The 23,975-nt window shown below is 55.6% G+C and carries 22 protein-coding genes; 13 read left to right on the top strand and 9 right to left on the bottom strand.

Going from position 1 to position 23,975, the window contains the following annotated elements:
- Positions 1 to 311: 311 nt before the first annotated feature.
- From aphA to ACOTYB_RS23170, 3 genes are all read left to right on the top strand, one after another.
- Positions 312 to 1,025, top strand: a complete 714-nt coding sequence (gene aphA / locus ACOTYB_RS23180; protein WP_126525228.1) for an acid phosphatase AphA — start codon at positions 312 to 314, stop codon at positions 1,023 to 1,025.
- 112 nt (positions 1,026 to 1,137) lie between these two features.
- The gene (locus tag ACOTYB_RS23175) at positions 1,138 to 1,554 is read left to right on the top strand and encodes a secondary thiamine-phosphate synthase enzyme YjbQ (RefSeq protein ID WP_017382627.1); all 417 of its coding nucleotides are present in this window, start codon (positions 1,138 to 1,140) and stop codon (positions 1,552 to 1,554) included.
- 2 nt (positions 1,555 to 1,556) lie between these two features.
- Complete coding sequence (locus ACOTYB_RS23170) at positions 1,557 to 1,910, top strand: MmcQ/YjbR family DNA-binding protein (RefSeq protein ID WP_421765889.1); 354 nt, start codon at positions 1,557 to 1,559, stop codon at positions 1,908 to 1,910.
- A 3-nt stretch (positions 1,911 to 1,913) separates the two neighbouring features.
- On the opposite strand, the gene uvrA is transcribed toward ACOTYB_RS23170, so the two are convergent.
- Positions 1,914 to 4,736 carry an excinuclease ABC subunit UvrA gene (gene uvrA, locus ACOTYB_RS23165; protein ID WP_003860287.1) on the bottom strand — a complete coding sequence of 941 codons (2,823 nt, stop codon included), beginning with the start codon at positions 4,734 to 4,736 and terminating at the stop codon, positions 1,914 to 1,916.
- A gap of 251 nt (positions 4,737 to 4,987) precedes the next feature.
- Between uvrA and ssb1 the strand changes: the two genes are divergently transcribed.
- Positions 4,988 to 5,512 carry a single-stranded DNA-binding protein SSB1 gene (ssb1, locus tag ACOTYB_RS23160; protein WP_003860284.1) on the top strand — a complete coding sequence of 175 codons (525 nt, stop codon included), beginning with the start codon at positions 4,988 to 4,990 and terminating at the stop codon, positions 5,510 to 5,512.
- A 61-nt stretch (positions 5,513 to 5,573) separates the two neighbouring features.
- Here the strand turns inward: ssb1 and ACOTYB_RS23155 are convergent, their stop codons facing one another.
- Positions 5,574 to 5,855, bottom strand: a complete 282-nt coding sequence (locus ACOTYB_RS23155; RefSeq protein WP_126525227.1) for a YjcB family protein — start codon at positions 5,853 to 5,855, stop codon at positions 5,574 to 5,576.
- Positions 5,856 to 6,298: 443 nt separating this feature from the next.
- On the opposite strand from ACOTYB_RS23155, the gene ACOTYB_RS23150 reads away from it, so the two are divergent.
- Both ACOTYB_RS23150 and ACOTYB_RS23145 read left to right on the top strand, forming a co-directional pair.
- Entirely contained in the window at positions 6,299 to 7,699 is a 1,401-nt protein-coding gene (locus tag ACOTYB_RS23150) for a sensor domain-containing diguanylate cyclase (protein ID WP_003860281.1), read from the top strand.
- Between the two features lie 265 nt (positions 7,700 to 7,964).
- Positions 7,965 to 9,530: an EAL domain-containing protein gene (locus ACOTYB_RS23145; protein ID WP_220153504.1), complete on the top strand. Its 1,566-nt coding sequence runs from the start codon at positions 7,965 to 7,967 to the stop codon at positions 9,528 to 9,530.
- A 6-nt stretch (positions 9,531 to 9,536) separates the two neighbouring features.
- Here ACOTYB_RS23145 and soxS read toward each other — a convergent pair whose 3' ends face one another.
- On the bottom strand, positions 9,537 to 9,863 hold the full coding sequence (gene soxS, locus ACOTYB_RS23140; protein WP_003860277.1) for a superoxide response transcriptional regulator SoxS: 327 nt from the start codon (positions 9,861 to 9,863) through the stop codon (positions 9,537 to 9,539).
- A gap of 98 nt (positions 9,864 to 9,961) precedes the next feature.
- On the opposite strand from soxS, the gene soxR reads away from it, so the two are divergent.
- The 4 genes from soxR (at position 9,962) to ACOTYB_RS23120 (ending at position 14,845) form a co-directional block, all read left to right on the top strand.
- A complete protein-coding gene (gene soxR / locus ACOTYB_RS23135) occupies positions 9,962 to 10,420 on the top strand; it encodes a redox-sensitive transcriptional activator SoxR (RefSeq protein ID WP_003860275.1) in 459 nt (152 codons plus the stop codon).
- A 310-nt stretch (positions 10,421 to 10,730) separates the two neighbouring features.
- Positions 10,731 to 11,402 carry a glutathione S-transferase family protein gene (locus tag ACOTYB_RS23130; protein WP_003860274.1) on the top strand — a complete coding sequence of 224 codons (672 nt, stop codon included), beginning with the start codon at positions 10,731 to 10,733 and terminating at the stop codon, positions 11,400 to 11,402.
- Between the two features lie 294 nt (positions 11,403 to 11,696).
- Positions 11,697 to 13,046 (top strand): guanine/hypoxanthine transporter GhxP, encoded by a 1,350-nt coding sequence (gene ghxP, locus ACOTYB_RS23125; protein ID WP_421765888.1) that lies wholly within the window; start codon positions 11,697 to 11,699, stop codon positions 13,044 to 13,046.
- A 152-nt stretch (positions 13,047 to 13,198) separates the two neighbouring features.
- Positions 13,199 to 14,845: a Na+/H+ antiporter gene (locus tag ACOTYB_RS23120; RefSeq protein WP_003860270.1), complete on the top strand. Its 1,647-nt coding sequence runs from the start codon at positions 13,199 to 13,201 to the stop codon at positions 14,843 to 14,845.
- Positions 14,846 to 14,939: 94 nt separating this feature from the next.
- Here ACOTYB_RS23120 and ACOTYB_RS23115 read toward each other — a convergent pair whose 3' ends face one another.
- On the bottom strand, positions 14,940 to 15,821 hold the full coding sequence (locus ACOTYB_RS23115) for a LysR family transcriptional regulator (RefSeq protein WP_003860268.1): 882 nt from the start codon (positions 15,819 to 15,821) through the stop codon (positions 14,940 to 14,942).
- Between the two features lie 102 nt (positions 15,822 to 15,923).
- On the opposite strand from ACOTYB_RS23115, the gene ACOTYB_RS23110 reads away from it, so the two are divergent.
- Both ACOTYB_RS23110 and ACOTYB_RS23105 read left to right on the top strand, forming a co-directional pair.
- A complete protein-coding gene (locus tag ACOTYB_RS23110) occupies positions 15,924 to 16,334 on the top strand; it encodes a CidA/LrgA family protein (RefSeq protein ID WP_022650231.1) in 411 nt (136 codons plus the stop codon).
- Positions 16,327 to 17,016, top strand: a complete 690-nt coding sequence (locus ACOTYB_RS23105; RefSeq protein ID WP_220153505.1) for an LrgB family protein — start codon at positions 16,327 to 16,329, stop codon at positions 17,014 to 17,016. Before ACOTYB_RS23110 ends, ACOTYB_RS23105 begins: the two co-directional genes overlap by 8 nt.
- Positions 17,017 to 17,049: 33 nt before the next feature.
- Here the strand turns inward: ACOTYB_RS23105 and actP are convergent, their stop codons facing one another.
- From actP to acs, 3 genes are all read right to left on the bottom strand, one after another.
- Positions 17,050 to 18,699, bottom strand: coding sequence for a cation/acetate symporter ActP (gene actP, locus ACOTYB_RS23100; protein WP_220153506.1), 1,650 nt, complete (start codon positions 18,697 to 18,699; stop codon positions 17,050 to 17,052).
- Entirely contained in the window at positions 18,696 to 19,010 is a 315-nt protein-coding gene (locus ACOTYB_RS23095; RefSeq protein WP_017382635.1) for a DUF485 domain-containing protein, read from the bottom strand. The genes actP and ACOTYB_RS23095 overlap by 4 nt, the downstream gene beginning before the upstream one ends.
- An 89-nt stretch (positions 19,011 to 19,099) precedes the next feature.
- Positions 19,100 to 21,058 carry an acetate--CoA ligase gene (gene acs, locus ACOTYB_RS23090; RefSeq protein ID WP_022650235.1) on the bottom strand — a complete coding sequence of 653 codons (1,959 nt, stop codon included), beginning with the start codon at positions 21,056 to 21,058 and terminating at the stop codon, positions 19,100 to 19,102.
- Between the two features lie 423 nt (positions 21,059 to 21,481).
- Here acs and gltP point away from each other — a divergent pair, with 423 nt between their 5' ends.
- The gene (gene gltP / locus ACOTYB_RS23085) at positions 21,482 to 22,795 is read left to right on the top strand and encodes a glutamate/aspartate:proton symporter GltP (RefSeq protein WP_003860256.1); all 1,314 of its coding nucleotides are present in this window, start codon (positions 21,482 to 21,484) and stop codon (positions 22,793 to 22,795) included.
- 83 nt (positions 22,796 to 22,878) lie between these two features.
- Here the strand turns inward: gltP and ACOTYB_RS23080 are convergent, their stop codons facing one another.
- Both ACOTYB_RS23080 and ACOTYB_RS23075 read right to left on the bottom strand, forming a co-directional pair.
- A complete protein-coding gene (locus ACOTYB_RS23080; RefSeq protein ID WP_003860254.1) occupies positions 22,879 to 23,553 on the bottom strand; it encodes a tetratricopeptide repeat protein in 675 nt (224 codons plus the stop codon).
- Positions 23,554 to 23,674: 121 nt separating this feature from the next.
- Complete coding sequence (locus ACOTYB_RS23075; RefSeq protein WP_003860252.1) at positions 23,675 to 23,827, bottom strand: Hok/Gef family protein; 153 nt, start codon at positions 23,825 to 23,827, stop codon at positions 23,675 to 23,677.
- Positions 23,828 to 23,975 lie beyond the last annotated feature (148 nt).

Below are 23,975 nucleotides of genomic sequence, written 5' to 3'. Positions count from 1 at the left end.
TAACGAGATGAAAAAGCTGGGAAAAGAGTACAGTAATATGGTCATGGTGGCATGACCATATTACTGGGGATCCCTCAGCCCTTAGGGAGAGGGCTGGGGTGAGGGCATCAGACCGCAGAAAATCTTGCCCGGTGGCGGCTGCGCCTTACCGGGCCTACATCACTCATCCACACTTTGTGATCGTCTTCTTTTTATTAAGCGCCATAAGTAAAAACTCCTTTCCTTCCCCTCCCGCTGGGGTTATGGTCGGATAGTTTTTTGACCATCCGCTCAAAATAAAAAGATAACAAACTGAATATTCAGGGGAAAATATGCGCAAGATCACACTGGCGCTCAGCGCCGCCTGCTTATTGTTCTCGCTTAATAGTACCGTTGTTGCGCGGGCTTCTGCACCCACGCCGCTTTACACCGGCACCACCGCCGCCATTCTTGCCGAACAGGCCCCCATTCACTGGGTTTCAGTGGCACAAATTGAAAACAGCCTGACGGGTCGCCCGCCGATGGCCGTGGGCTTCGATATTGACGATACCGTTCTCTTCTCCAGCCCCGGTTTCTGGCGCGGCAAAAAAACGTACTCCCCGGACAGCGAAGCCTATCTGAAAAACCCGGAATTCTGGGAAAAGATGAACAACGGCTGGGATGAGTTCAGTATCCCGAAAGAGGTTGCCCGCGCGCTGATCGCCACGCACGTAAAGCGCGGCGACAGCATTTACTTCGTGACCGGACGTAGCCAGACCAAAACCGAAACCGTCTCGAAAACGCTACAGGATGATTTTCTGATCCCGGCGGCCAGCATGAATCCGGTCATTTTTGCCGGGGACCAGGAAGGGCAAAACACCAAAACCCAGTGGCTGGAAAAGAAAAATATCAAAGTGTTCTACGGGGATTCAGATAACGACATCACCGCGGCGCACGACGTGGGAGCCAGAGGCATCAGGGTGTTACGCGCCTCGAACTCCACCTACCGACCGCTGCCGATGGCCGGAAAATTTGGTGAAGAGGTGATTGTTAACTCTGAATACTGATGTATTAACGGCGGGGTGAATGCTTTTTTAAGCAAATCTCGCTGCGCGGGTTTTACCTTTCGCTTTCTTGCTGCACACTTAGAAAGATTCACCTTTCATAATGGAGCAGCACATGTGGTATCAACAGACCCTGACCTTAAGCGCAAAACCACGCGGATTTCACCTTGTGACGGACGAAGTCATCGGGCAAATCCGCGACCTGTCGCGCGTCAAAACGGGTTTGCTGCATCTGCTGCTTCAGCACACGTCTGCTTCTCTCACGCTTAATGAAAATTGCGATCCCACCGTCCGGTCCGACATGGAGCACCATTTTCTGAAGAGCGTCCCGGACAACGCGCCTTATGAGCATGACTATGAGGGGGCGGACGATATGCCTTCGCATATTAAATCCTCCCTGCTGGGCGTCTCGCTGATGCTGCCGGTCCACAACGGACGGCTACAGCTGGGAACGTGGCAGGGGATCTGGCTGGGAGAACATCGCATTCACGGTGGTTCGCGTAAAATTATCGCAACGCTACAAGGGGAATAAAGATGACAATTTCGGAGATACTTCAGTACTGCATGAGCAAGCCGGGGGCGGAACAAAGCGTACACAGCGACTGGAAAGCCACGCAGATCAAAGTGGGGGATGTGTTGTTCGCGATGGTGAAAGAGGTGGATGCGCGGCCTGCGGCATCACTGAAAATCAGTCCTGAACTGGCCGACTTACTGCGCCAGCAGCACGATGATGTCAGGCCTAGCAAGCATCTGAATAAAGCACACTGGAGTACGGTGTTTCTCGACGGCTCGCTGCCAGATTCGCAAATTTACTACCTGGTGGATGCGTCGTATCAACAGGCGGTAGAACTGCTGCCGGAAACGATCCGACAGCAGCTCTCCGTGTAACGATTACAGCAACGGTTTGAGGAAGCGCGCGGTGTGCGAGGCTTCGCACTCTGCAACGGTCTCTGGCGTACCGGAGACGAGGATTTCACCGCCGCCGCTGCCGCCTTCCGGGCCGAGATCGACAATCCAGTCCGCGGTTTTAATCACGTCCAGGTTGTGCTCAATCACCACGATGGTGTTGCCCTGATCGCGCAGCTGGTGCAGCACGTCCAGCAGCTGCTGGATATCCGCAAAATGCAGGCCGGTGGTCGGCTCGTCCAGAATGTACAGCGTCTGACCGGTACCACGTTTAGACAGCTCACGCGCCAGCTTCACGCGCTGCGCTTCACCACCGGACAGCGTTGTCGCTGACTGCCCCAGACGGATATAGGTCAGACCCACATCCATCAGGGTTTGCAGCTTACGCGCCAGCGCAGGGACGGCGTCAAAGAACTCGCGCGCCTCTTCGATGGTCATATCCAGCACTTCGTGGATGGTCTTGCCTTTGTACTTAATCTCCAGCGTTTCACGGTTATAGCGCTTGCCTTTGCACTGGTCGCACGGCACGTAGATATCCGGCAGGAAGTGCATCTCAACCTTGATTACGCCGTCGCCCTGGCACGCTTCACAACGGCCGCCGCGCACGTTAAAGCTGAAACGTCCTGGCGTGTAGCCGCGCGAACGCGCTTCCGGCACGCCGGCAAAGAGTTCACGTACGGGCGTAAAGACGCCGGTATAGGTCGCCGGGTTGGAACGCGGCGTACGGCCAATCGGGCTCTGGTCGATGTCGATAACCTTGTCGAAATGCTCCAGCCCCTGAATGTCGCGGTACGGTGCAGGTTCAGCCAGCGTCGCGCCGTTCAGCGCCGTCTGCGCAATCGGGAACAGCGTATCGTTGATCAGCGTCGATTTACCGGAACCGGACACGCCGGTGATGCAGGTGAACAGCCCGACAGGCAGCGTCAGGGTCACGTCTTTCAGGTTGTTGCCGCGCGCCCCGGTTAGCTTCAGCACTTTTTCCGGGTTCGCCGCCACGCGCTGTTTTGGTACTTCAATTTTGCGCTTGCCGCTCATGTACTGGCCGGTCAGCGACTCGGGCACCGCCATAATGTCTTTCAGCGTCCCTTCTGCCACCACCTGTCCGCCGTGCACGCCAGCGCCCGGGCCGATGTCGATCACGTGGTCCGCGGCGCGGATCGCATCTTCGTCGTGCTCGACCACGATTACCGTGTTGCCGAGGTTACGCAGGTGAACCAGCGTGCCGAGCAGGCGTTCGTTGTCGCGCTGGTGCAGGCCGATAGACGGCTCATCCAGCACGTACATCACGCCGACCAGACCGGCACCAATCTGGCTCGCCAGACGGATACGCTGAGCTTCACCGCCGGAGAGCGTTTCAGCCGAGCGGGAAAGCGTCAGGTAGTTCAGGCCAACGTTCACCAGGAACTTCAGGCGATCGCCAATCTCTTTCAGCACTTTTTCGGCGATTTTTGCGCGCTGGCCGGAGAGCTTCAGGTTGTTAAAGAAGTCCATCGCGTGGCCGATGCTCATGTCTGAGATGGTCGGCAGCGCCGTGTTTTCGACAAACACGTGACGCGCTTCGCGACGCAGACGTGTACCCTCGCAGGTGGCGCAGGAGCGGTTGCTGATGAACTTCGCCAGCTCCTCACGCACCGCGCTGGATTCGGTCTCTTTGTAGCGGCGCTCCATGTTGTGCAGCACCCCTTCGAACGGGTGGCGACGCACGGAAGTGTCACCGCGATCGTTCATGTACTTGAACTCAATGTTCTCTTTGCCGGAACCGAACAGGATCACTTTATGTACGTTCGCGCTCAGGCTGGCCCACGGGGCTTCAACGTCGAACTTGTAGTGCTCCGCCAGCGACTTCAGCATCTGGAAGTAATAGAAGTTACGCTTGTCCCAGCCGCGAATGGCGCCACCCGCCAGCGACAGCTCCGGATTCTGGATCACGCGGTCAGGGTCGAAATACTGCTGAACGCCCAAGCCGTCACAGGTCGGGCACGCGCCCGCCGGGTTGTTGAACGAGAACAGGCGCGGTTCCAGCTCGCGCATGCTGTAGCCGCAAATCGGGCAGGCAAAGTTGGCGGAGAAGAGCAGCTCTTCCGCTTTTGCATCGTCCATGTCTGACACCACCGCCGTGCCGCCCGACAGTTCCAGCGCCGTTTCAAAGGATTCCGCCAGACGCGTCGCCAGATCTTCACGTACCTTAAACCGGTCAATCACCACTTCGATGGTGTGTTTCTTTTGCAGCTCCAGCTTTGGCGGATCGGACAGGTCACACACTTCGCCGTCGATACGGGCGCGGATATAGCCCTGGCTTGCCAGATTTTCCAGCGTTTTAGTGTGTTCGCCCTTACGCTCTTTAATGATTGGCGCCAGCAGCATCAGGCGTTTGCCTTCCGGCTGCGACAGCACGTTATCCACCATCTGGCTGACGGTCTGGGCCGCCAGCGGAACGTCGTGATCCGGGCAGCGCGGCTCGCCCACGCGCGCATACAGCAGACGCAGGTAGTCATGGATTTCGGTAATGGTACCGACCGTGGATCGCGGGTTATGCGACGTGGATTTCTGCTCAATGGAGATAGCAGGAGACAACCCTTCAATGTGGTCGACATCCGGTTTTTCCATCAGCGACAGGAACTGACGCGCGTACGCCGAGAGCGATTCAACGTAACGACGCTGTCCTTCGGCATACAAAGTGTCGAAAGCCAGTGAGGATTTGCCAGACCCCGAAAGCCCGGTCACGACGATGAGTTTGTCGCGAGGGATTATGAGGTTGATATTCTTGAGATTGTGGGTGCGGGCGCCCCGAACTTCGATCTTATCCATTCACCTTTCCCGGTTGGAACACGGATTGCCTGATTTGTTTGAAGGACAAACGGCTGTCAGAAACGGCTAATTATGACACAAAATGACCTGTTTGAATATACAGTATTGGAATGCATTTTCTGATTCACTGTGTAACAATGTCGAGTCCGCGAGAGAACTCTGGAACATGCTACGCAACTATCAAAGTGTCGCATGGAAATGGTACACTCGCGCGTTTACACTATTAAGAAACGTATTCAGGAGACACGAACATGGCCAGCAGAGGCGTAAACAAGGTGATTCTCGTCGGTAATCTGGGCCAGGACCCGGAAGTACGCTACATGCCGAGTGGTGGCGCAGTTGCCAACATTACGCTGGCTACTTCCGAATCCTGGCGTGATAAAGCGACCGGTGAAATGAAAGAGCAGACCGAATGGCACCGCGTTGTGCTGTTTGGCAAACTGGCTGAAGTGGCCGGTGAGTATCTGCGTAAAGGCTCTCAGGTTTACATTGAAGGCCAACTGCGTACCCGCAAATGGACCGATCAATCCGGTCAGGAAAAATACACCACGGAAGTGGTGGTGAATGTTGGCGGCACCATGCAGATGCTGGGTGGCCGTCAGGGCGGCGGCGCACCGGCAGGTGGCGGCCAGCAGCAGGGCGGTTGGGGCCAGCCTCAGCAGCCGCAGGGCGGCAATCAGTTTAGCGGCGGCGCGCAGTCCCGTCCGCAGCAGCAGTCTGCTCCGGCACCGTCTAACGAACCGCCAATGGATTTCGACGACGATATCCCGTTCTGATATCCAGACGCGTGAAACACAAAAAACCCAGACAATGTCTGGGTTTTTTTATAACAGGCTATCAGGAAATCACCATCGGCCAGTCTGGTGGGGTGTGGCTCATGGCTTCAACCATCACCACTTTAATGTTTTCCCAGACGGCGGCTATATCCACTAGCGTAATACCGAGCAAACCTGTTGCGAACCAGCATGCGGCGCCTAACCCTAACAGGGTGCTAATCACAGCAAGACCTGCGTAGTCGGACTTTCGGAACTGAATGTTTAACGTGCTGGCCAGGAACATCAAAACCGCGCTCAACAACGGCCAGCGCAGGAGCACCATGCTGGTGGTAATGGTTGCCATAAAACCCATCCTCGACAAAACAGACGAACTGGAATGAAACAATGTTTCTCGTTACATAAGATGTGTGAACTATATCACATTTGCTGTTTTATTAGCCAGTATCCGCGTGAGGTAAAAGTGGGTTTATTACCAGGGAAAATATATCGTCGTCGCTCGTATCCGCGTCTGGTCGGAATTTTTATTTTTAATTCATTCAGATAGCAAAACCTTTGCAAAACACCTTCGGCTGTATAGCGTTTACAGCAGTATGTCTATGGATTATGCTTGTGTGGAACAATAAATGTACCCGCAGAAATAATTCATCGCATTGAATTAATTGCCTTTTTTGGATTTTATATTCTTTGTTTTACACTCAGCATGCTCTTTGATTTCGTGGTCTTATTCTTTTATTCAGATATGAGTTATTGCGGTTGCTCTCTCGATTAATGACCTGCGAAAAGATAATGAAAGAACAAAGACGCGAGATTATTAACGACAGCATGCAGGCGCTGCACGCCCTGGCGAAGCTGATGCCGCAACTCAACGCGCAGTGTTCGCCGGTGGAAATGCTGGAAACCATCAACAGCGCTCTGGGGGCAAATCTCTCGTGGGTCAGTGTCGAATCCGCAGACGGGCCGCGCGTGGTTTGTGCCGGCGACGTGACGTGTCACGCCTTCAACGTGGCGGATTTTCTTGCCAGCACCCTGTTGCAGCGGCATCACCGCGCCTGGCGCGTTATCTACTGGAAAGCGCATATTGGCCGGGCGGTATTTTCCCCTCAGCACCCGGGCTATGCGCGGCTGCAAAGCGGCGTCCTGTGTAAACTCTCAGCGCATGGCAGACAGTGCAGTGGTTATTTCTTTTTGGCTTTTAATGGAAAACTTACCTCGTTGCCGATACTGAAAAATATCGTGGTGGTATTGGTTGAGAAGCTAAAAGATTATTTTGATGACATCATCGTGCGGGAAAAAACGGCGCAAGAAATGCAGCGCGTCGTCACGCAATATAAAACCTTATTTGAGCGTGCGCCGGTATTAATGAACGCCTTTGACAGGCATAACCGGTGTGTATTGTGGAATGCCGAATGCGAAAAAGTCTTTGGCTGGAGTATGACTGAAATCGACGAGCACCCCGATCCACTGGCCCTGTTTTATCCGGATCCCGAGGAGCGACAGCGCGTGCAGGAGTCGGTTCGTTTCGCACCACTTAAGGATATGTACGAATGGCACCCGGTGCGTAAAGACGGGACGCAGTTAACGATTCTCTGGTCAAACATCCTTTTGCCGGATAACTCCATTCTCAATATTGGCCTGGATATCACCGAACGTAAAAAAGCAGAACAGCAGCTGACCGTCAAAGCCACCACGGACGATCTGACGGGCTGTCTGAATCGCTCGACAATCTTACAGCAGCTCAAAATGGCGCTGGCAGCCAGTTCGCCGCAGGATGTCAGTAGCCACTTCTGTCTCCTGATGTTCGATCTCGATTATTTCAAGCAGATTAACGATCGGTGGGGACATCAGGTTGGCGATGCGGCATTGATTCACTTTTGCGACCGTATTCGCGAGGTGAGCCCGGCCGGGTCAGCGCTGGGACGGGTGGGGGGCGAAGAGTTTGTTCTTCTGCTGGCGCGTACGGATGGTATGGCCGCTACGTTGCTCTCTTCTCGCCTGCGTGCCGCGCTGATCTCAAAACCGCTGCGTGTGGGCGATAAAACGCTGGTACTCTCCTTCAGCGCCGGGGTGGTTGAAGTCTGTCAGGGGCAACGAGATACTTCTGCCATACTGATGCGTGCCGATAAGGCATTATATGACGCCAAGCGTACGGGAAGAGGAAAAACGGTCCTGGCGTCTGATTATTTATAAATCAGCATAAGAACAAAGAGCAGGCTATTTCAGCCAGCGAATTTTCCACACCTGTCGCGGGTAATTATTTTCCTTATCAGAAACGAAATGAATACTTTTAGTTTGGCTTACGGGAAAATATTATCGGCATCACGAATTTTAGGATTTTTAATACCAAAAGTCAGTTGCTAACTTCCTATGATTCATGCAACGTAATCACCTGTTTATCAAAGCAGCCGGTCTTCATTGCTACAGGCGTACAACATGCAGGGATACAGAGCGGGAAATGAATCGTAGCGCGCGGCGCAAAATGCTCAAAGTGGTCGGGATTATCATGGTAGTTATGCTGCCGGTGATGCTTGCGCTATGGTTTGCCCAGCTTAGTGCAGTGTCGGAAATCAGCGCCCAGCTGCGCACGTTTGCTGAACTTGCTTTAAATAAAACTGAACGGGTTATTCAACAGGTTGACCTGGCCCGGAAAGACGCGGAAAAATATCAGGGCAAAGTGTGTACGCCGGAGCATCGTCAATATATGTTGAACGTTCCCCGCGGTCGCCTTTTTGTTGCCGATTTAATTTATGCTGATGGCCAGGACTTTCTCTGCTCGACCCTTTTTACGCCGGAACACCCTTACATCATCCCCGCTGCCAATTACACACGTAAACCCGACGTTGCTATCTGTTATTTTCGCGATACACCATTTTTTAATGGTTATAAAATGATATATATGCAGCGAGGAAATTATGTCGCAGTGGTCAACCCGCTTTCGTACAGTGAGGTGATGTCAGACGATCGTTCCCTGTCGTGGGGAGTGTATGACACCGTCAGCAATGCATTCTTTTCTGTGAGCCAGAAAGCCAATATTTCTTTATTGCATTCGATGCTTCGACATCAGGAAACGACTTTTCAGAAAGATGACCGTTTTTATACGATCGTAAAATCAGAGCAGCGGCCAATTGCGGCCATCGTTTCAACCTCCAGTGCCCGTTTTTATAAAACGCTTTATCATCAGGCTACCCTGACGCTACCGCTAGGGATAATTTGCAGCATTATTATTCTGCTGGTGTGGTCGCGTACACACCGTGAATTCAATTCGCCTGGCCGACTTCTGCACCGGGCGCTGAATAAACGCCAGCTGTGCGTCCATTATCAGCCCATTATTGATATTAAAAATAACCAATGCGTGGGGGCAGAGGCGTTGTTGCGCTGGCCTGGATTCAACGGTCAGGTTATGAGCCCGGCGGAATTTATTCCTCTGGCAGAAAAAGAGGGGATGATTGAGCGCATTACGGATTACGTCGTGGAGGAGGTGTTCAGCGATCTGGGGCATTTTCTTGCCGCTCATCCCGATCTGTATGTCTCGATTAACCTGTCGGCGTCAGATTTCCACTCTTCGCGTCTTATCGCCCTGATCTCCGACAAAGCCCGCTTTTACTCGGTTCGCGCGCAGCAGATCAAAATTGAGGTGACGGAGCGGGGGTTTATTGACGTGCCGAAAACCACGCCGGTCATTCAGGCGTTTCGTCAGGCGGGGTATGAAGTGGCGATTGATGATTTCGGAACCGGCTACTCTAACCTGCATAACCTCTATTCGCTGAACGTCGATATCCTGAAAATCGACAAATCCTTTATCGATACCTTAACCACCAACAGCACCAGCCACCTGATTGCCGAGCACATCATTGAGATGGCGCAAAGCCTGCGGCTGAAAACCATTGCGGAAGGGGTCGAGACGGGGGAGCAGGTGAGCTGGCTGCTGAAGCGTGGCGTACAGTATTGCCAGGGATGGCACTTCGCGAAAGCGATGCCGCCCCAGGCATTTATGGCCTGGCAGCAGCAACCCTTGCGTTAACACGCATTAATTGAGCTGATGGCGGTAGTCGCTCGGCGTACGGTCAAACTCGCGGCGGAAGACGCGGGAAAAGGTCTGCTGCGACACATAGCCCAGATCCATTGCGATATCAAAAATGGGCCGCTGCGTTGAGCGTAACGCCTGCGCCGCCAGCAGGAGCCTGCGCTGGCGAATGTAATCACCCAGCGTTTGATGCATTACGGTGCGGAACATTCTCTGTAAATACCATTTCGAATAGCCCGACTTTTTAGCGACCACATCAATGTTCAACGGCTGGTCGATATGTTCATCAATCCATTCAATAAGCGTCTGAATAATTTGCTGATGCGACATAAGGTTACCCCTCTGTGGAGACATCTGTCCTGGTTGATTCGTCATTTTCTCTGCGGGGGAGTATAATTCCTCAAGTTAACTTGAGGTAAAGAGGTTTTATGGAAAAGAGATTACCGCGCATCAAAGCACTGTTAACCCCCGGTGAAGTGGCTAAGCGAAGCGGTGTGGCGGTGTCGGCGCTCCACTTCTATGAAAGCAAAGGGTTAATAAAAAGTATCCGTAACGCCGGAAACCAGCGGCGCTACACGCGCGATGTGCTCCGCTACGTGGCGATTATCAAAATTGCGCAACGTATCGGCATTCCTCTGGCCACCATTGGTGACGCGTTCGGCGTATTGCCGGAAGGGCACTCACTGAGCGCGAAAGAGTGGAAGCAGCTGTCGTCCCAGTGGCGAGAAGAACTGGATCGTCGTATTCACACGCTGGTGGCCCTGCGCGATGAACTGGATGGCTGCATTGGTTGCGGGTGTTTATCACGTAGCGATTGCCCGCTGCGTAACCCGGGTGACAGGCTGGGCGAGCAGGGAACAGGGGCACGGTTGCTGGAGGAGGATTGAGAGGTGTTTGCCGGGTAAGGCGCAGTCGCCACCCGGCAACAAACATAAAGAACTAAAGCGCCACTAAGGGCGCTTTAGTTTTTTCCGGTCTTTGTCTTTCTCTCTATCCCGCTGGCTCACGGGAGGGTTTCCCCCGACATCAGTACCCCTCGTGTCGAGCTTGTGAAGGAGGTTCCGGTTTGTACTGACACTTTAATTTTATGCCCGGCCGCCGTTTTTGCCACCGGAGACGGTGAGATTTTAGCCGAATTTTTTTCGTGAAGTTGTTCAGTTTTCTATAGTTAAAAAGTATGAATCATCGGAGAACATCATGCTAACGGTCCACCACCTTAATCAGTCTCGTTCACATCGTGTCCTCTGGGCGCTGGAAGAGCTGGGTCTGACGTACGACATCGTGCGCTACCAGCGCGAAAAAACCATGCTCGCGCCAGACTCGCTCAAAAAAGTGCATCCGCTGGGAAAATCCCCGGTACTCGAAGATAACGGACTGGTTCTGGCCGAATCAGGTGCGATTCTGGAATATCTTCAGGAAACGTACGATTCGGCGTCACGATTCAAACCGTTAGATCCCGCCCATAAAGTGCAGTATCGCTTCTGGCTGCATTACGCCGAAGGGTCTTTGATGCCGCTACTGTTAATGAAGCTGGTGTTTAACAGCCTCGGCAAACCACCCGTCCCGTTTGGCCTGCGCACGCTGGGTAAGGCGCTGGGGCAGGGGGTGCAAAAAGCGTATCTCAACCGCCAGCTGGAAACGCATGCGCGCTTTATTAACGATCATCTTGCCGAAAACAGCTGGTTTGCCGGCGACACGCTGACCATGGCTGATATCCAGATGAGTTTTCCCCTCTTCGCCCTGCTGGCGAGAGGCGGCATCGACAATCTCGACCACATAGCGGCGTGGAAACAGAGAGTGGAGGCACGTCCGGGCTGGCAGACAACGCTTGCGAAAGGCGGCCCACTGACGATCCCCGGCGAGGGATGAAATTTAACGAAATTGCGCATGGACGATAACGTTTGCGCATCCTCTGCTTAATTCTTCATCGTCATGAGGCAATTTTAGCGAAAAACGAGAAAGTTCAGTTGAAAAGGGCGGGTATTAGGCTAGATAATCGTTTGCCTTAATTTGACCACCCGTTTGTAAGCGCGGAGCTAAACGTTTGCTTTTTCTGTGACGCCCTTTCGTCGCAAACGCAACACAAGGATTTGACGTTTAGCTGGCAGTGGCGTCTCCACCTCGCTTACGGACTTCCTAAAAAACTCTCAGGGGATGTTTTCTATGTCTACGCCATCTGCGCGTACCGGCGGTTCACTTGACGCCATGTTTAAAATTTCTGCTCGCGGCAGCACCGTGCGCCAGGAAGTTGTTGCCGGTCTGACCACGTTTCTGGCGATGGTGTACTCCGTCATCGTGGTGCCGGGCATGCTCGGCAAAGCGGGCTTCCCGCCAGCGGCGGTCTTCGTTGCCACCTGCCTGGTTGCGGGTGTGGGTTCGATTGTGATGGGCCTGTGGGCGAACCTGCCTCTGGCGATCGGGTGCGCCATCTCCCTGACCGCGTTTACCGCCTTCAGCCTGGTGCTGGGCCAGCAGATCAGCGTCCCGGTAGCGCTCGGCGCCGTGTTCCTGATGGGCGTGCTGTTCACCGTAATTTCAGCAACCGGCATTCGTAGCTGGATTTTGCGCAACCTGCCGCAGGGCGTGGCGCACGGCACCGGCATCGGTATTGGTCTGTTCCTGCTGCTGATCGCTGCCAACGGCGTCGGCCTGGTCATCAAGAACCCGCTGGACGGCCTGCCGGTTGCGCTGGGTAACTTCGCGAGCTTCCCGGTGATCATGTCGCTGGTGGGTCTGGCGGTGATCATTGGCCTGGAAAAACTGAAAGTGCCGGGCGGCATTCTGCTGACCATTATCGGCGTGTCCATCGTCGGCCTGATCTTCGACCCGACCGTTCATTTCTCCGGGATTTTCGCCATGCCGTCGCTGAGCGATGACAAAGGCAACTCCCTAATTGGCAGCCTGGATATTATGGGCGCGCTGAACCCGGTGATCCTGCCAAGCGTGCTGGCGCTGGTAATGACCGCGGTATTTGACGCCACCGGCACCATCCGCGCGGTGGCCGGTCAGGCGAACCTGCTGGATAAAGACGGACAGATTATTGACGGCGGCAAAGCGCTGACCACCGACTCCCTGAGCTGCGTTTTCTCTGGTCTGGTGGGTGCGGCACCTGCGGCGGTGTACATCGAGTCCGCAGCGGGTACGGCGGCGGGCGGTAAAACCGGCCTGACGGCCATCACCGTTGGCGTACTGTTTCTGCTGATCCTGTTCCTCTCTCCGCTCTCTTATCTGGTGCCAGCTTACGCGACCGCACCTGCGCTGATGTACGTTGGCCTGCTGATGCTGAGCAACGTGGCGAAAATCGACTTCGCGGATTTTGTTGATGCCATGTCCGGCCTGATCACTGCGGTATTCATCGTGCTGACCTGTAACATCGTGACCGGCATTATGATCGGCTTCGCCTCGCTGGTGATTGGGCGTCTGGTCTCCGGTGAGTGGCGCAAGCTGAACATTGGGACCGTGGTCATCGCCGTTGCGCTGGTGGCGTTCTACGCGGGCGGCTGGGCCATCTGAATTGACTTTTTATGCGAAAACGGGTGGCTCAGGCCGCCCGTTTTTATTTTCAGGACTCATCCTGTTGCCTTTTACGTTACTCTGGAGAGGATAGAATAAGAGGCACGACGCCTCAGGTTTGGCTTATAAGAAACACAGCAAACAGGGAACGCATGGAAATTTTCTTCACAATACTCATCATGACCCTTGTGGTCTCATTATCCGGGGTGGTTACACGCGTACTGCCCTTCCAGGTCCCCCTGCCCTTAATGCAAATAGCTATCGGCGCGCTGCTGGCGTGGCCGACGTTCGGTCTGCACGTGGAGTTCGATCCGGAACTGTTTCTCGTGCTGTTTATCCCGCCGCTGCTGTTTGCCGATGGCTGGAAAACGCCGACGCGCGAATTTCTGGAGCACGGGCGAGAGATCTTCGGCCTGGCGCTGGCGCTGGTGGTCGTCACCGTGGTCGGGATTGGTTTCCTGATCTACTGGGCCGTACCAGGGATCCCGCTCATCCCCGCCTTTGCGCTGGCTGCCGTGCTGTCGCCTACCGACGCCGTGGCGCTGTCCGGCATTGTGGGTGAAGGGCGCATTCCAAAGAAAATCATGGGCATTTTGCAGGGCGAGGCGCTGATGAACGACGCCTCTGGCCTGGTCGCCCTGAAGTTTGCCGTGGCGGTTGCCATGGGCACCATGGTCTTTACCGTAGGCGGCGCGACCCTGGAATTCTTCAAGGTGGCGATTGGCGGTATCCTCGCGGGCTTCGTAGTGAGCTGGCTGTACGGACGCTCGCTGCGCTTCCTTAGCCGCTGGGGTGGTGATGAACCGGCGACGCAGATCGTCCTGCTGTTCCTGCTGCCGTTCGCCTCTTACCTGATTGCCGAACATATCGGCGTGTCGGGCATTCTGGCGGCGGTAGCTGCGGGGATGACCATCACCCGCTCCGGCGTGATGCGCCGCGCACCGCTGGCGATGCGCCTGCGTGCAAACAGTACCTGGGCGATGCTCGAGTTTGTCTTTAACGGCATGGTGTTCCTGCTGTTGGGCCTGCAACTGCCGGGCATTATGGAATCCTCGCTGATTGCGGCCGAAGCGGATCCAAACGTTGAAGTCTGGATGCTATTTACCGATATCGTGCTCATCTACCTTGCGCTGATGCTGGTACGTTTCGGCTGGCTGTGGACGATGAAGAAATTCAGCGTTCGCTTCCTGACCAAAAAGCCGATGGAGTTTGGCTCGTGGACCACGCGCGAGCTGCTGATTGCCTCTTTCGCGGGCGTTCGCGGGGCGATCACCCTTGCTGGTGTACTCTCCATTCCCCTGCTTCTGCCGACGGGCGACGTCTTCCCGGCGCGCTACGAGCTGGTGTTCCTGGCGGCGGGCGTGATCCTCTTCTCGCTGTTTGTCGGCGTGATTATGCTGCCGATTCTGCTGCAACATATTGACGCGGGTGACTCCTCGCAGCAGCACAAAGAAGAGCGGATTGCCCGTGCGGCGACGGCGGAAGTGGCGATTGTCGCCATCGAGAAAATGGAGGAGCGTCTGGCCGCCGATGCCGAAGAGAACATTGATAACCAGCTGCTGAAGGAAGTCAGTTCACGCGTGATTGGTAATTTGCGTCGCCGTGCTGACGGACGTAACGACGTGGAAAGTTCGTTGCAGGAAGAGAACCTCGAACGCCGTTTCCGCCTGGCGGCGCTGCGCTCCGAGCGTGCCGAGCTGTATCACCTGCGCGCGACGCGGCAGATCAGCAACGAGACGTTGCAAAAGCTGCTGCACGATCTGGACCTGCTGGAAGCGTTGTTGATAGAGAATCAGTAGCGCGCTTTGCCCCCTCACCCTAGCCCTCTCCCCATAGGGGAGAGGGAACCGATCGAGCCCCTCGCCCTATGGGGAAAGGGGTTGGGGTGAGGGGTCAGGGCACCCAAAACCCCTCACAGCATTGCAACCACGCCTGCGCGCTGTGCGACAGATAGACCCCTTCACGCCAGATCATCCCCAGCTGCCAGTGCAGGTCGCTCTCCAGCGGGATCCAGCGCAGCGTGTTTTTATCCAGCCGCTCGCAGATCGGCTGCGGCAGAATGGCAATCCCCACGCCCGCCTGTACCATCGCCGCCAGAAAATCCCACTGGCCGCTGCGCACCGCAATGCGCGGCTTTACGTTGTGCTGGTTAAACAGCGCCATCAGCTGGCGGCTTAAGGCAAAATCTTCGTTGTAAATCAGCAGCGGGTGTTCGCCGAGCAGCTCGGGTTTTACTGAGTCTATCTTCAGCCAGTCGCCGGAGCGCGGCACCAGCACGCACAGCGGGTGGCTGAACAGCGGCAGCGTCGCCAGGCCGCTTTCCTCCTCTACGGGAAGGGCCGTCATGGCCACGTCCAGTTCACCGTTCATCACCGCCTGCTGCACGGTCAGGCCGCCAAATTCAGAAATTTTTAGCTCAACGCCGGGATAGCGCTGACGAAACAGGCTTATCGGCCCGGCCATCATCATGCCGACCATCGGCGGAATACCGAGCCGCAGCAGCCCTTTTGTCAGGTGGTTGATGTCCCCAAGCTCGGCCTCCAGCTGGCGGAACTCTGCCAGAATGGCCAGCCCGCGCTCGAACACTACGCGACCGGTATCGGTCAGCAGTAGCTTGCGCCCGTCGCGGATCAGCAGCGTACAGTTCAGCTCATCTTCGAGGTTTTTCAGCATTTTGCTGATGGTCGGCTGGGTTACGAATAACTTCTCCGCTGCGCGAGTAAAACTTTGCTGGCGAACCACCTCGACAAAATAGCGCAGCGTTCTTATGTCCATGATTATTCCTCGAAACTATACCTTCGATGATTTTAATTCATTTCAGTCGATACCGTACGCTCACTATACTGGCGCCTCGTCTCATTTCTGAGGAAAACCCCCATGGCCGTGGCGTTAAGCCGTGTTACGCCTGCCGTTGTGCAACGACTCCAGGTCCCGGTTCAGGTACTGCTTTACGCGGGACTGTTTGTTTTCGCGGAATATCTTGTCGACTGGCTGCATCTGCCTTTACCCGCCAACCTGGTGGGGATGGTGCTGATGCTGACGCTGATCCTCTGTCGCGCGTTGCCCCTTAACTGGGTGCGCGCCGGGGCGCGCTGGCTGCTGGCGGAGATGCTATTGTTCTTTGTGCCGGCCGTGGTGGCGGTGGTGAATTATGCACAACTGCTGATGGTCGACGGCTGGCGCATCTTTGCGGTTATCGCCCTGAGCACGCTGATGGTGCTGGGCGCCACCGCCTGGGTGGTGGATAAGGTGTATCGCTTTGAAATCAGCAGGCAGAAGCATGACTAACTTTCAGATAAGCCTGCTGTGCCTGATTGCGACAGTTGTCATCTACTTTGCCAACAAGCGCCTGTATCGCCGCTTTCGCGCGCTGCCGCTGATGCCGTTGGTCTTTACGCCGATCCTGCTGGTGCTGATGCTGGTCTTCGGCCATATCTCCTGGCAGAACTACATTGGCGAATCCCACTGGCTGCTGTGGCTGCTCGGCCCGGCGACCATCGCCTTCGCCGTACCCGTTTATGACAACCTCGCTATTATCAGACGCCACTGGATGTCGCTCAGCGCGGGCGTCGTCACCGCGACGGTGGTGGCGGTGAGCAGCTCGGTCTGGCTGGCGCGGCTGTTTACCCTGTCGGATGAAATCCAGCGCAGCCTGGCGGTGCGTTCGGTGACCACGCCGTTTGCGCTGGCAGCCGCCAAACCGCTCGGTGGCCAGCCGGATCTGGTGGCGCTGTTTGTGGTGGTGACGGGCGTCTTTGGGATGGCGGTGGGCGATATGCTGTTTCTGCGGCTTTCTATTCGGGAAGGAATGGCCAAAGGCGCGGGATTTGGCGCGGCGTCGCACGGCGCGGGCACGGCACGCTCCTATGAGCTGGGACAGCAGGAGGGCATTGTCGCGAGCCTGGTGATGATGCTTTCGGGCGTCACGATGGTGCTGATTGCGCCGCTGGTGGCGTGGGTGATGTTTTAAGCTCCCCGGCCAGAGCGACCGGGGAGAAAAGGCTTAGTGCGCGCGGCCCTGCTCAACGCCCAGGCCAGTTTGCGAGCGGATAAACTGGGCGCGGAATTTTTCACGCTCCAGGTTACCTTCCGGCGAATTGTCGGTAGCCGAGAAGACCCAGATACCGATAAACGCCACGGCAATGGAGAACAGCGCCGGGTATTCATACGGGAAGATAGCGCTTTCGTGACCGAGGATCTGCACCCAAATCGTTGGGCCCAGAATCATCAGGATCACCGCCGTCAGCAGCCCCAGCCAGCCGCCAATCATCGCCCCACGGGTGGTCAGTTTTGACCAGTACATGGAGAGCAGAATGATCGGGAAGTTACAGCTTGCCGCAATCGAGAAGGCCAGCCCGACCATAAAGGCGATGTTCTGCTTCTCGAACAAAATCCCCAGCAGGATGGCGACGACGCCCAGCACCAGCACGGTGATTTTGGAGACTTTTAGCTCATCGCGCTCGCTCGCGCCTTTACGGAAAACGTTGGCGTAGAGGTCATGCGAGACCGCAGACGCGCCGGCCAGCGTCAGCCCTGCAACCACCGCGAGGATGGTGGCGAAGGCCACGGCAGAGATAAAGCCGAGGAACAGGTTGCCGCCCACCGCGTCGGCCAGATGCACCGCCGCCATGTTGTTACCGCCGATAAGCGCGCCCGCCGCGTCTTTAAACGCCGGGTTCGCCCCCACAAGCATGATCGCGCCAAAGCCGATGATAAAGGTCAGAATGTAGAAGTAGCCCATAAACCCGGTGGCGTAGAACACGCTCTTACGCGCTTCACGCGCATCTGACACCGTGAAGAAGCGCATCAGGATATGCGGCAGACCTGCGGTACCGAACATCAGGCCGAGACCGAGCGAGAGCGCGGATATCGGATCTTTCACCAGCCCACCCGGGCTCATGATCGCTTCCCCTTTCGGATGCACTGACATGGCTTCGGTAAACAGATTATTGAAGCTGAACCCAACGTGCTTCATCACCATAAAGGCCATAAAGCTGGCGCCGAACAGCAGCAGTACCGCTTTGATGATCTGTACCCAGGTGGTGGCCAGCATGCCGCCGAACAGGACATACATCACCATCAGCACGCCCACCAGCACCACCGCGATGTGGTAGTTCAGGCCGAACAGCAGCTCGATCAGCTTACCCGCGCCCACCATCTGCGCAATCAGGTACAGCGCCACCACCACCAGCGAACCGCAGGCGGAGAGGGTACGAATCGGCCCCTGCTTCAGGCGATAGGAGGCGACGTCAGCAAAGGTATAGCGTCCCAGGTTACGCAGGCGCTCGGCAATCAGGAACAGAATGATCGGCCAGCCGACGAGGAAGCCGAGGGAGTAGATCAGGCCGTCATACCCTGAGGTATACACCAGCGCGGAGATCCCAAGGAACGAGGCGGCAGACATAAAGTCTCCCGCAATCGCCAGACCGTTCTGGAAGCCGGTAATATTGCCGCCCGCGGTGTAGTAATCGTTACGGGAGCGCACGCGTTTCGACGCCCAGTAGGTGATGTACAGCGTCAGCACGACGAAAATCAGGAACATAACAATCGCCTGCCAGTTGGTAGGCTGGCGCTGGACCTCGCCGGTAAGGGCATCTGCCGCGTGGGCGGCAAAGGGAAGTGTGGCGGCGAGCGCCGTCAGAATTCTCTTCATGATGCTTTTACCTCGCGCAGAACTTCTCTGTTAAGACGATCGAATTCACCGTTCGCGCGCCAGACGTACACACCCGTGAGCACAAACGAAATGATGATAACGCCAATCCCAATCGGAATACCGCGCGTGACGCTGGTACCCTCATGCAGCGGGGTGCCCAGCCAGTGCGGCGCAAAGGCGATCAGCAGAATAAAGCCGACGTAGATAATCAGCATGATGATGGAAAGGATGAAGGCAAACCGTTGCCGTTTTTCGACGAGCTCCCTGTAGTGCGCACTATTCTCTATCTGCTGACAAATATCGTTATTCATCACAGAAGTCTCCAGAGGTAAGGTTGGTTTGTTTTATCCCCTCTCCCCTATGGGGAGAGGGTTAGGGTGAGGGGAGAGGGAGAAAAAAATTATGAAGGCATTGCGATGGCCTGCTTCTCTTCGAGCAGTTTGTCCACCACGCCAGGATCCGCAAGCGTTGAGGTATCACCGAGGTTGCTGGTGTCGCCTGCCGCGATTTTGCGCAGGATACGGCGCATAATCTTGCCGGAACGGGTTTTCGGCAGCGAGTCGGTCCAGTGCAGCACGTCCGGCGTGGCAAGCGGGCCGATCTCTTTACGCACCCAGTTGCGCACCTCGGTATACAGCTCTGGCGACGGCTCTTCGCCGTGGTTCAGGGTGACGTAGGCGTAGATCGCCTGGCCTTTGATGTTGTGCGGAATGCCGACAACCGCCGCTTCGGCAATCTTCGGATGCGACACCAGCGCAGACTCAATCTCCGCCGTGCCCAGACGGTGGCCAGAGACGTTCAGCACGTCGTCCACGCGTCCGGTGATCCAGTAATAACCGTCTTCATCCCGGCGCGCGCCGTCGCCGCTGAAGTACATGTTTTTGAAGGTCGAGAAGTAGGTCTGCTCGAATCGCTCGTGGTCGCCGAACAGGGTACGCGCCTGGCCAGGCCAGGAATCGACGATCACCAGATTGCCCTCGGTGGCGCCTTCCTGCGGATTGCCTTCGTTATCCACTAGCGCAGGCTGTACGCCGAAGAACGGACGGGTGGCCGAACCGGCTTTCAGCTGCGTGGCGCCCGGCATCGGGGTGATCATAAAGCCGCCGGTTTCGGTCTGCCACCAGGTGTCCATCACCGGGCACTTCTCGTTGCCGATCTTCTTCCAGTACCACTCCCAGGCTTCCGGGTTGATCGGCTCGCCCACGGAGCCGAGGATGCGCAGGGAAGAGCGGTCCGTGCCTTCGATGGCTTTATCGCCTTCCGCCATTAATGCGCGGATCGCCGTTGGCGCGGTGTAGAGAATGTTGACCTGATGCTTATCAACCACCTGGCACATACGCGCCGGCGTTGGCCAGTTCGGTACGCCTTCAAACATCAGCGTCGTTGCGCCGCAGGCCAGCGGGCCGTACAGCAGGTAGCTGTGGCCGGTGACCCAGCCCACGTCGGCGGTACACCAGTAGATGTCGCCCGGATGGTAGTCGAAAACGTATTTAAAGGTGGTGGCCGCGTAAACCAGATAGCCGCCGGTGGTATGCAGCACGCCTTTCGGCTTACCGGTGGAGCCGGAGGTATAAAGAATAAACAGCGGATCTTCCGCGTTCATCTCTTCCGGCTGATGTTGGTCGCTCGCTTTTTCAATCAGATCGCTCCACCACAGGTCACGCCCCTCGTGCCAGTCAATTTTGCCGCCCGTGCGTTTGAAGACAATGACGTTACTGATGGATTTCACGTTCGGGTTTTTCAGCGCTTCATCAACGTTTTTCTTCAGCGGAATACCGCGCCCGGCGCGCACACCCTCGTCAGCGGTGATCACCAGCTTCGAATTCGAGTCGACAATACGCCCGGCAACCGCCTCCGGCGAGAAGCCGCCGAAGATAACGGAGTGGATCGCGCCGATGCGCGCGCAGGCCAGCATCGCCACCGCCGCTTCCGGCACCATTGGCATATAGATCGCCACTACATCGCCTTTTTTAATGCCCTGGGCCAGCAGCACGTTGGCAAAGCGGCACACGTCGCGATGCAGTTCTTTATACGAGATGTGTTTACTCTGAGAGGCATCGTCGCCTTCCCAGATGATGGCCGTTTCGTTGCCGCGTTCGGCAAGATGGCGGTCCAGGCAGTTCGCCGCCAGGTTCAGCGTGCCGTCTTCATACCATTTAATGGAGACGTTACCCGGCGCGAAAGAGGTGTTCTTTACCTTCTGATAAGGTTTGATCCAGTCGAGGATGTGACCCTGCTCACCCCAGAACGCGTCAGGGCTGGAAACGGACTGCTGGTATTTCTCCTGGTACTGCTCCGGACTTATCAGGCAACGGTCCGCAATGTTTGCGGGAATGTCGTGTTTGTGTATTTGGCTCATGGCTTTTTTTCTCCTTGTAAGATGTTAATAATATGTCGCAAAAACGTTAATAGTAGGGGCTTTACAAGCTTTGTTTAGTATTTGGGCGACAGATCACGCAATGTCTGAAGAGTATGAAAATTGAGCGAATGAAACTTTGAAGGGAAATAATTCATCTGAAGAATTATTCACTTTTTTGAGGTGAAAATATTTTGTATAACAAACGGTTATTTATGCGAATTGCTATAAATTACCGACAATGACACTTTTTGCAGTGAAATGCCTTGTTCTTTAAGGCTTGCGCAGCATGCCGTGCAAATGATACTCATACGGCGCGTTAAAAAATCCCATAAACCAACGCAACACAATTCATACCCTTTCAGTATGTCTCCATATTCATGCAGTTTTGATGGTGCGGAGATTTCATTGAGGAAGTCAGTTTCTATGAAAAATTTGAAAGTCAGCCTGGCCTGGCAGATCCTGCTGGCCCTTGTGCTGGGCATCTTGCTGGGCAGTTACCTCCATTATCATAGCGACAGTCGCGAGTGGCTGATTGCGAACCTTCTCTCCCCTGCGGGCGATATCTTTATTCATCTGATCAAGATGATTGTTGTGCCGATTGTGATCTCGACGCTGGTGGTCGGTATCGCGGGTGTTGGTGATGCGAAACAGTTAGGCCGCATCGGCGTTAAAACCATTCTCTATTTCGAAGTGATCACCACGGTTGCCATCGTTCTTGGCATCACCCTGGCGAACGTGTTCCAGCCTGGTGCCGGGATCGATATGTCGCAGCTGGCGACGGTGGATATTTCGAAATACCAAAGCACAACCGCCGATGTGCAGAGCCATTCGCATGGGTTGATGGGGACTATTCTCTCGCTGGTACCGACCAACATTATCGCGTCCATGGCGAAGGGCGAGATGCTGCCGATCATCTTCTTCTCGGTACTCTTTGGCCTGGGGCTTTCTTCCCTGCCCGCGACGCACCGTGAACCGCTGGTGACCGTGTTCCGCTCTATCTCCGAAACCATGTTCAAAGTCACCCACATGGTGATGCGTTATGCGCCGGTCGGGGTGTTCGCGCTGATTGCGGTGACCGTAGCGAACTTCGGCTTTGCCTCCCTGTGGCCGCTGGCGAAGCTGGTGATTCTGGTGCACTTCGCGATTCTGTTCTTCGCGCTGGTGGTGCTGGGCATTGTGGCGCGCCTGTGCGGGCTCAGCATCTGGATCCTGATCCGCATCCTGAAGGATGAGCTGATTCTGGCGTACTCCACGGCAAGCTCCGAGAGCGTACTGCCGCGTATCATTGAGAAGATGGAGGCCTACGGTGCGCCGGCGTCCATTACCAGCTTCGTTGTACCGACCGGTTACTCCTTCAATCTGGATGGTTCAACGCTGTATCAGAGTATTGCAGCGATCTTTATCGCGCAGCTGTACGGCATTGACCTGTCGCTGTGGCAGGAAATCGTGCTGGTTCTGACGCTGATGGTGACTTCAAAAGGGATCGCAGGCGTGCCGGGCGTCTCCTTCGTGGTGCTGCTGGCGACGCTGGGCAGCGTCGGTATTCCGCTGGAAGGCCTGGCGTTTATTGCCGGTGTGGACCGTATCCTCGACATGGCGCGTACCGCGCTGAACGTGGTGGGTAATGCGCTGGCGGTGCTGGTAATCGCTAAGTGGGAACACAAGTTCGACCGTAAAAAAGCGCTGGCGTATGAACGCGAGGTACTGGGTCGTTTTGATAAAACGGCTGACCAGTGATGTAAAAAGCCGGGTGGCGGCTTCGTCTTACCCGGCCTACATAAGCCGTAGGCCCGGTAAGCGCAGCGCCACCGGGCAACAATTTACTCCCCGCTCAATGCATCAAACTCTTCACACCCGGTATCAAACCCTTCGGTACAGCTCAGGTTTAACCAGTAAAGCGCTTTCTGCTTATTCGGTGTGATAAAGCCTTTCTCACCCTGCCTGAACAGCATTCCTGCCCAGTACTCCGCATAGCCCGTCCGGGACAGAGCCGAACTCCGCTTGAACCACGATGCGGCCTGCACGTCATCCTGAGGAACTTCAACGCCGTTGGCATAGATCAGCCCCAGCAGCTGTTGCGCGTCTACCGCCGAGTCGCTATCGATGTCTTCGGTCGCCGATTGCAGCAGTGCGATGGCCTGCGGGTAGTCGGTTTTGCCCGCCTGCGTGTTCACCAGCACACGCGCCAGCATGATCGCGCCGCGTTTGCTGCCCGCAATGTTTGCCTGTTGGGCCAGGGCTTTAGCCTGCGCATAGTCACCCTGCGAAAAGTGGATTTGCGACAGCAGCGCCATGGCGTCGACATCACCGCCTTTTGCCGCTTTTTCCGCCCACAGCGCCGCCTGCGCGCTGTCGCCGGAACTGAACCAGGTATCGGCGAGATAATACTGCGCGCGCGCATCGCCCGCTTCAGCCTGCTTTTTATACTGGCTGCCTATCTCATCGGCATGGGCAAACGCGGTTAAAAATAACAACATCAGAAAAAGGATTTTCATGGATTCTTATCATCTGGGTACACGCCGCGCAGTATAATCGCGGCGACAGAAGAAAAAAACGGGTGCGTTAAGACCTCAGCATCCCACAAGCCGGGCGGAACACGCGTTCCGCCCGAAGAGGTTAGCCTGCGTTACAGGCTAATTTCGCCGCCACCTCCTGATGTTCACTCTTTATTGAAAACTCGCAGAGCCTGCCGCGAGTAATAAAGGTAAAGATCACTATCGTCAGGCAAACAATAAAGACGATGCCTAACGCAGTTTTTAATGGCGTCATGCCTTTTACTCCTTGTCAAAAAAAGAATAAGAGGCTACTCTCAACTTGTTGGAGTTGAGGGAGTAGCCTCGGGTTGTACTGACCCCAAAAAGTTGGACAGTTAAACACGAGGCACATAGGTCTGGGTTCGATATTCAATTGGACTCAG

It is taken from the genome of Enterobacter cloacae complex sp. IR5450, from assembly GCF_049238665.1.
GTDB classification, from domain to species: domain Bacteria; phylum Pseudomonadota; class Gammaproteobacteria; order Enterobacterales; family Enterobacteriaceae; genus Enterobacter; species Enterobacter hormaechei_C.
This window is presented reverse-complemented; position numbering and strand designations above follow the sequence as displayed.

Excerpts from the sequence above, each read along its gene's own strand:
- ACOTYB_RS23150 (WP_003860281.1), top strand. The coding sequence starts at position 6,299 with ATGAAAGAACAAAGACGCGAGATTATTAACGACAGCATGCAGGCGCTG.
- actP (WP_220153506.1), bottom strand. The coding sequence starts at position 18,699 with ATGAAGAGAATTCTGACGGCGCTCGCCGCCACACTTCCCTTTGCCGCC.
- ssb1 (WP_003860284.1), top strand. The coding sequence starts at position 4,988 with ATGGCCAGCAGAGGCGTAAACAAGGTGATTCTCGTCGGTAATCTGGGC.
- ACOTYB_RS23095 (WP_017382635.1), bottom strand. The coding sequence starts at position 19,010 with ATGAATAACGATATTTGTCAGCAGATAGAGAATAGTGCGCACTACAGG.
- ACOTYB_RS23105 (WP_220153505.1), top strand. The coding sequence starts at position 16,327 with ATGACTAACTTTCAGATAAGCCTGCTGTGCCTGATTGCGACAGTTGTC.
- ACOTYB_RS23115 (WP_003860268.1), bottom strand. The coding sequence starts at position 15,821 with ATGGACATAAGAACGCTGCGCTATTTTGTCGAGGTGGTTCGCCAGCAA.
- ghxP (WP_421765888.1), top strand. The coding sequence starts at position 11,697 with ATGTCTACGCCATCTGCGCGTACCGGCGGTTCACTTGACGCCATGTTT.
- gltP (WP_003860256.1), top strand. The coding sequence starts at position 21,482 with ATGAAAAATTTGAAAGTCAGCCTGGCCTGGCAGATCCTGCTGGCCCTT.
- ACOTYB_RS23155 (WP_126525227.1), bottom strand. The coding sequence starts at position 5,855 with ATGGCAACCATTACCACCAGCATGGTGCTCCTGCGCTGGCCGTTGTTG.
- acs (WP_022650235.1), bottom strand. The coding sequence starts at position 21,058 with ATGAGCCAAATACACAAACACGACATTCCCGCAAACATTGCGGACCGT.
- soxS (WP_003860277.1), bottom strand. The coding sequence starts at position 9,863 with ATGTCGCATCAGCAAATTATTCAGACGCTTATTGAATGGATTGATGAA.
- ACOTYB_RS23175 (WP_017382627.1), top strand. The coding sequence starts at position 1,138 with ATGTGGTATCAACAGACCCTGACCTTAAGCGCAAAACCACGCGGATTT.
- ACOTYB_RS23145 (WP_220153504.1), top strand. The coding sequence starts at position 7,965 with ATGAATCGTAGCGCGCGGCGCAAAATGCTCAAAGTGGTCGGGATTATC.
- ACOTYB_RS23080 (WP_003860254.1), bottom strand. The coding sequence starts at position 23,553 with ATGAAAATCCTTTTTCTGATGTTGTTATTTTTAACCGCGTTTGCCCAT.
- ACOTYB_RS23110 (WP_022650231.1), top strand. The coding sequence starts at position 15,924 with ATGGCCGTGGCGTTAAGCCGTGTTACGCCTGCCGTTGTGCAACGACTC.
- ACOTYB_RS23075 (WP_003860252.1), bottom strand. The coding sequence starts at position 23,827 with ATGACGCCATTAAAAACTGCGTTAGGCATCGTCTTTATTGTTTGCCTG.
- aphA (WP_126525228.1), top strand. The coding sequence starts at position 312 with ATGCGCAAGATCACACTGGCGCTCAGCGCCGCCTGCTTATTGTTCTCG.
- ACOTYB_RS23120 (WP_003860270.1), top strand. The coding sequence starts at position 13,199 with ATGGAAATTTTCTTCACAATACTCATCATGACCCTTGTGGTCTCATTA.
- soxR (WP_003860275.1), top strand. The coding sequence starts at position 9,962 with ATGGAAAAGAGATTACCGCGCATCAAAGCACTGTTAACCCCCGGTGAA.
- uvrA (WP_003860287.1), bottom strand. The coding sequence starts at position 4,736 with ATGGATAAGATCGAAGTTCGGGGCGCCCGCACCCACAATCTCAAGAAT.
- ACOTYB_RS23170 (WP_421765889.1), top strand. The coding sequence starts at position 1,557 with ATGACAATTTCGGAGATACTTCAGTACTGCATGAGCAAGCCGGGGGCG.
- ACOTYB_RS23130 (WP_003860274.1), top strand. The coding sequence starts at position 10,731 with ATGCTAACGGTCCACCACCTTAATCAGTCTCGTTCACATCGTGTCCTC.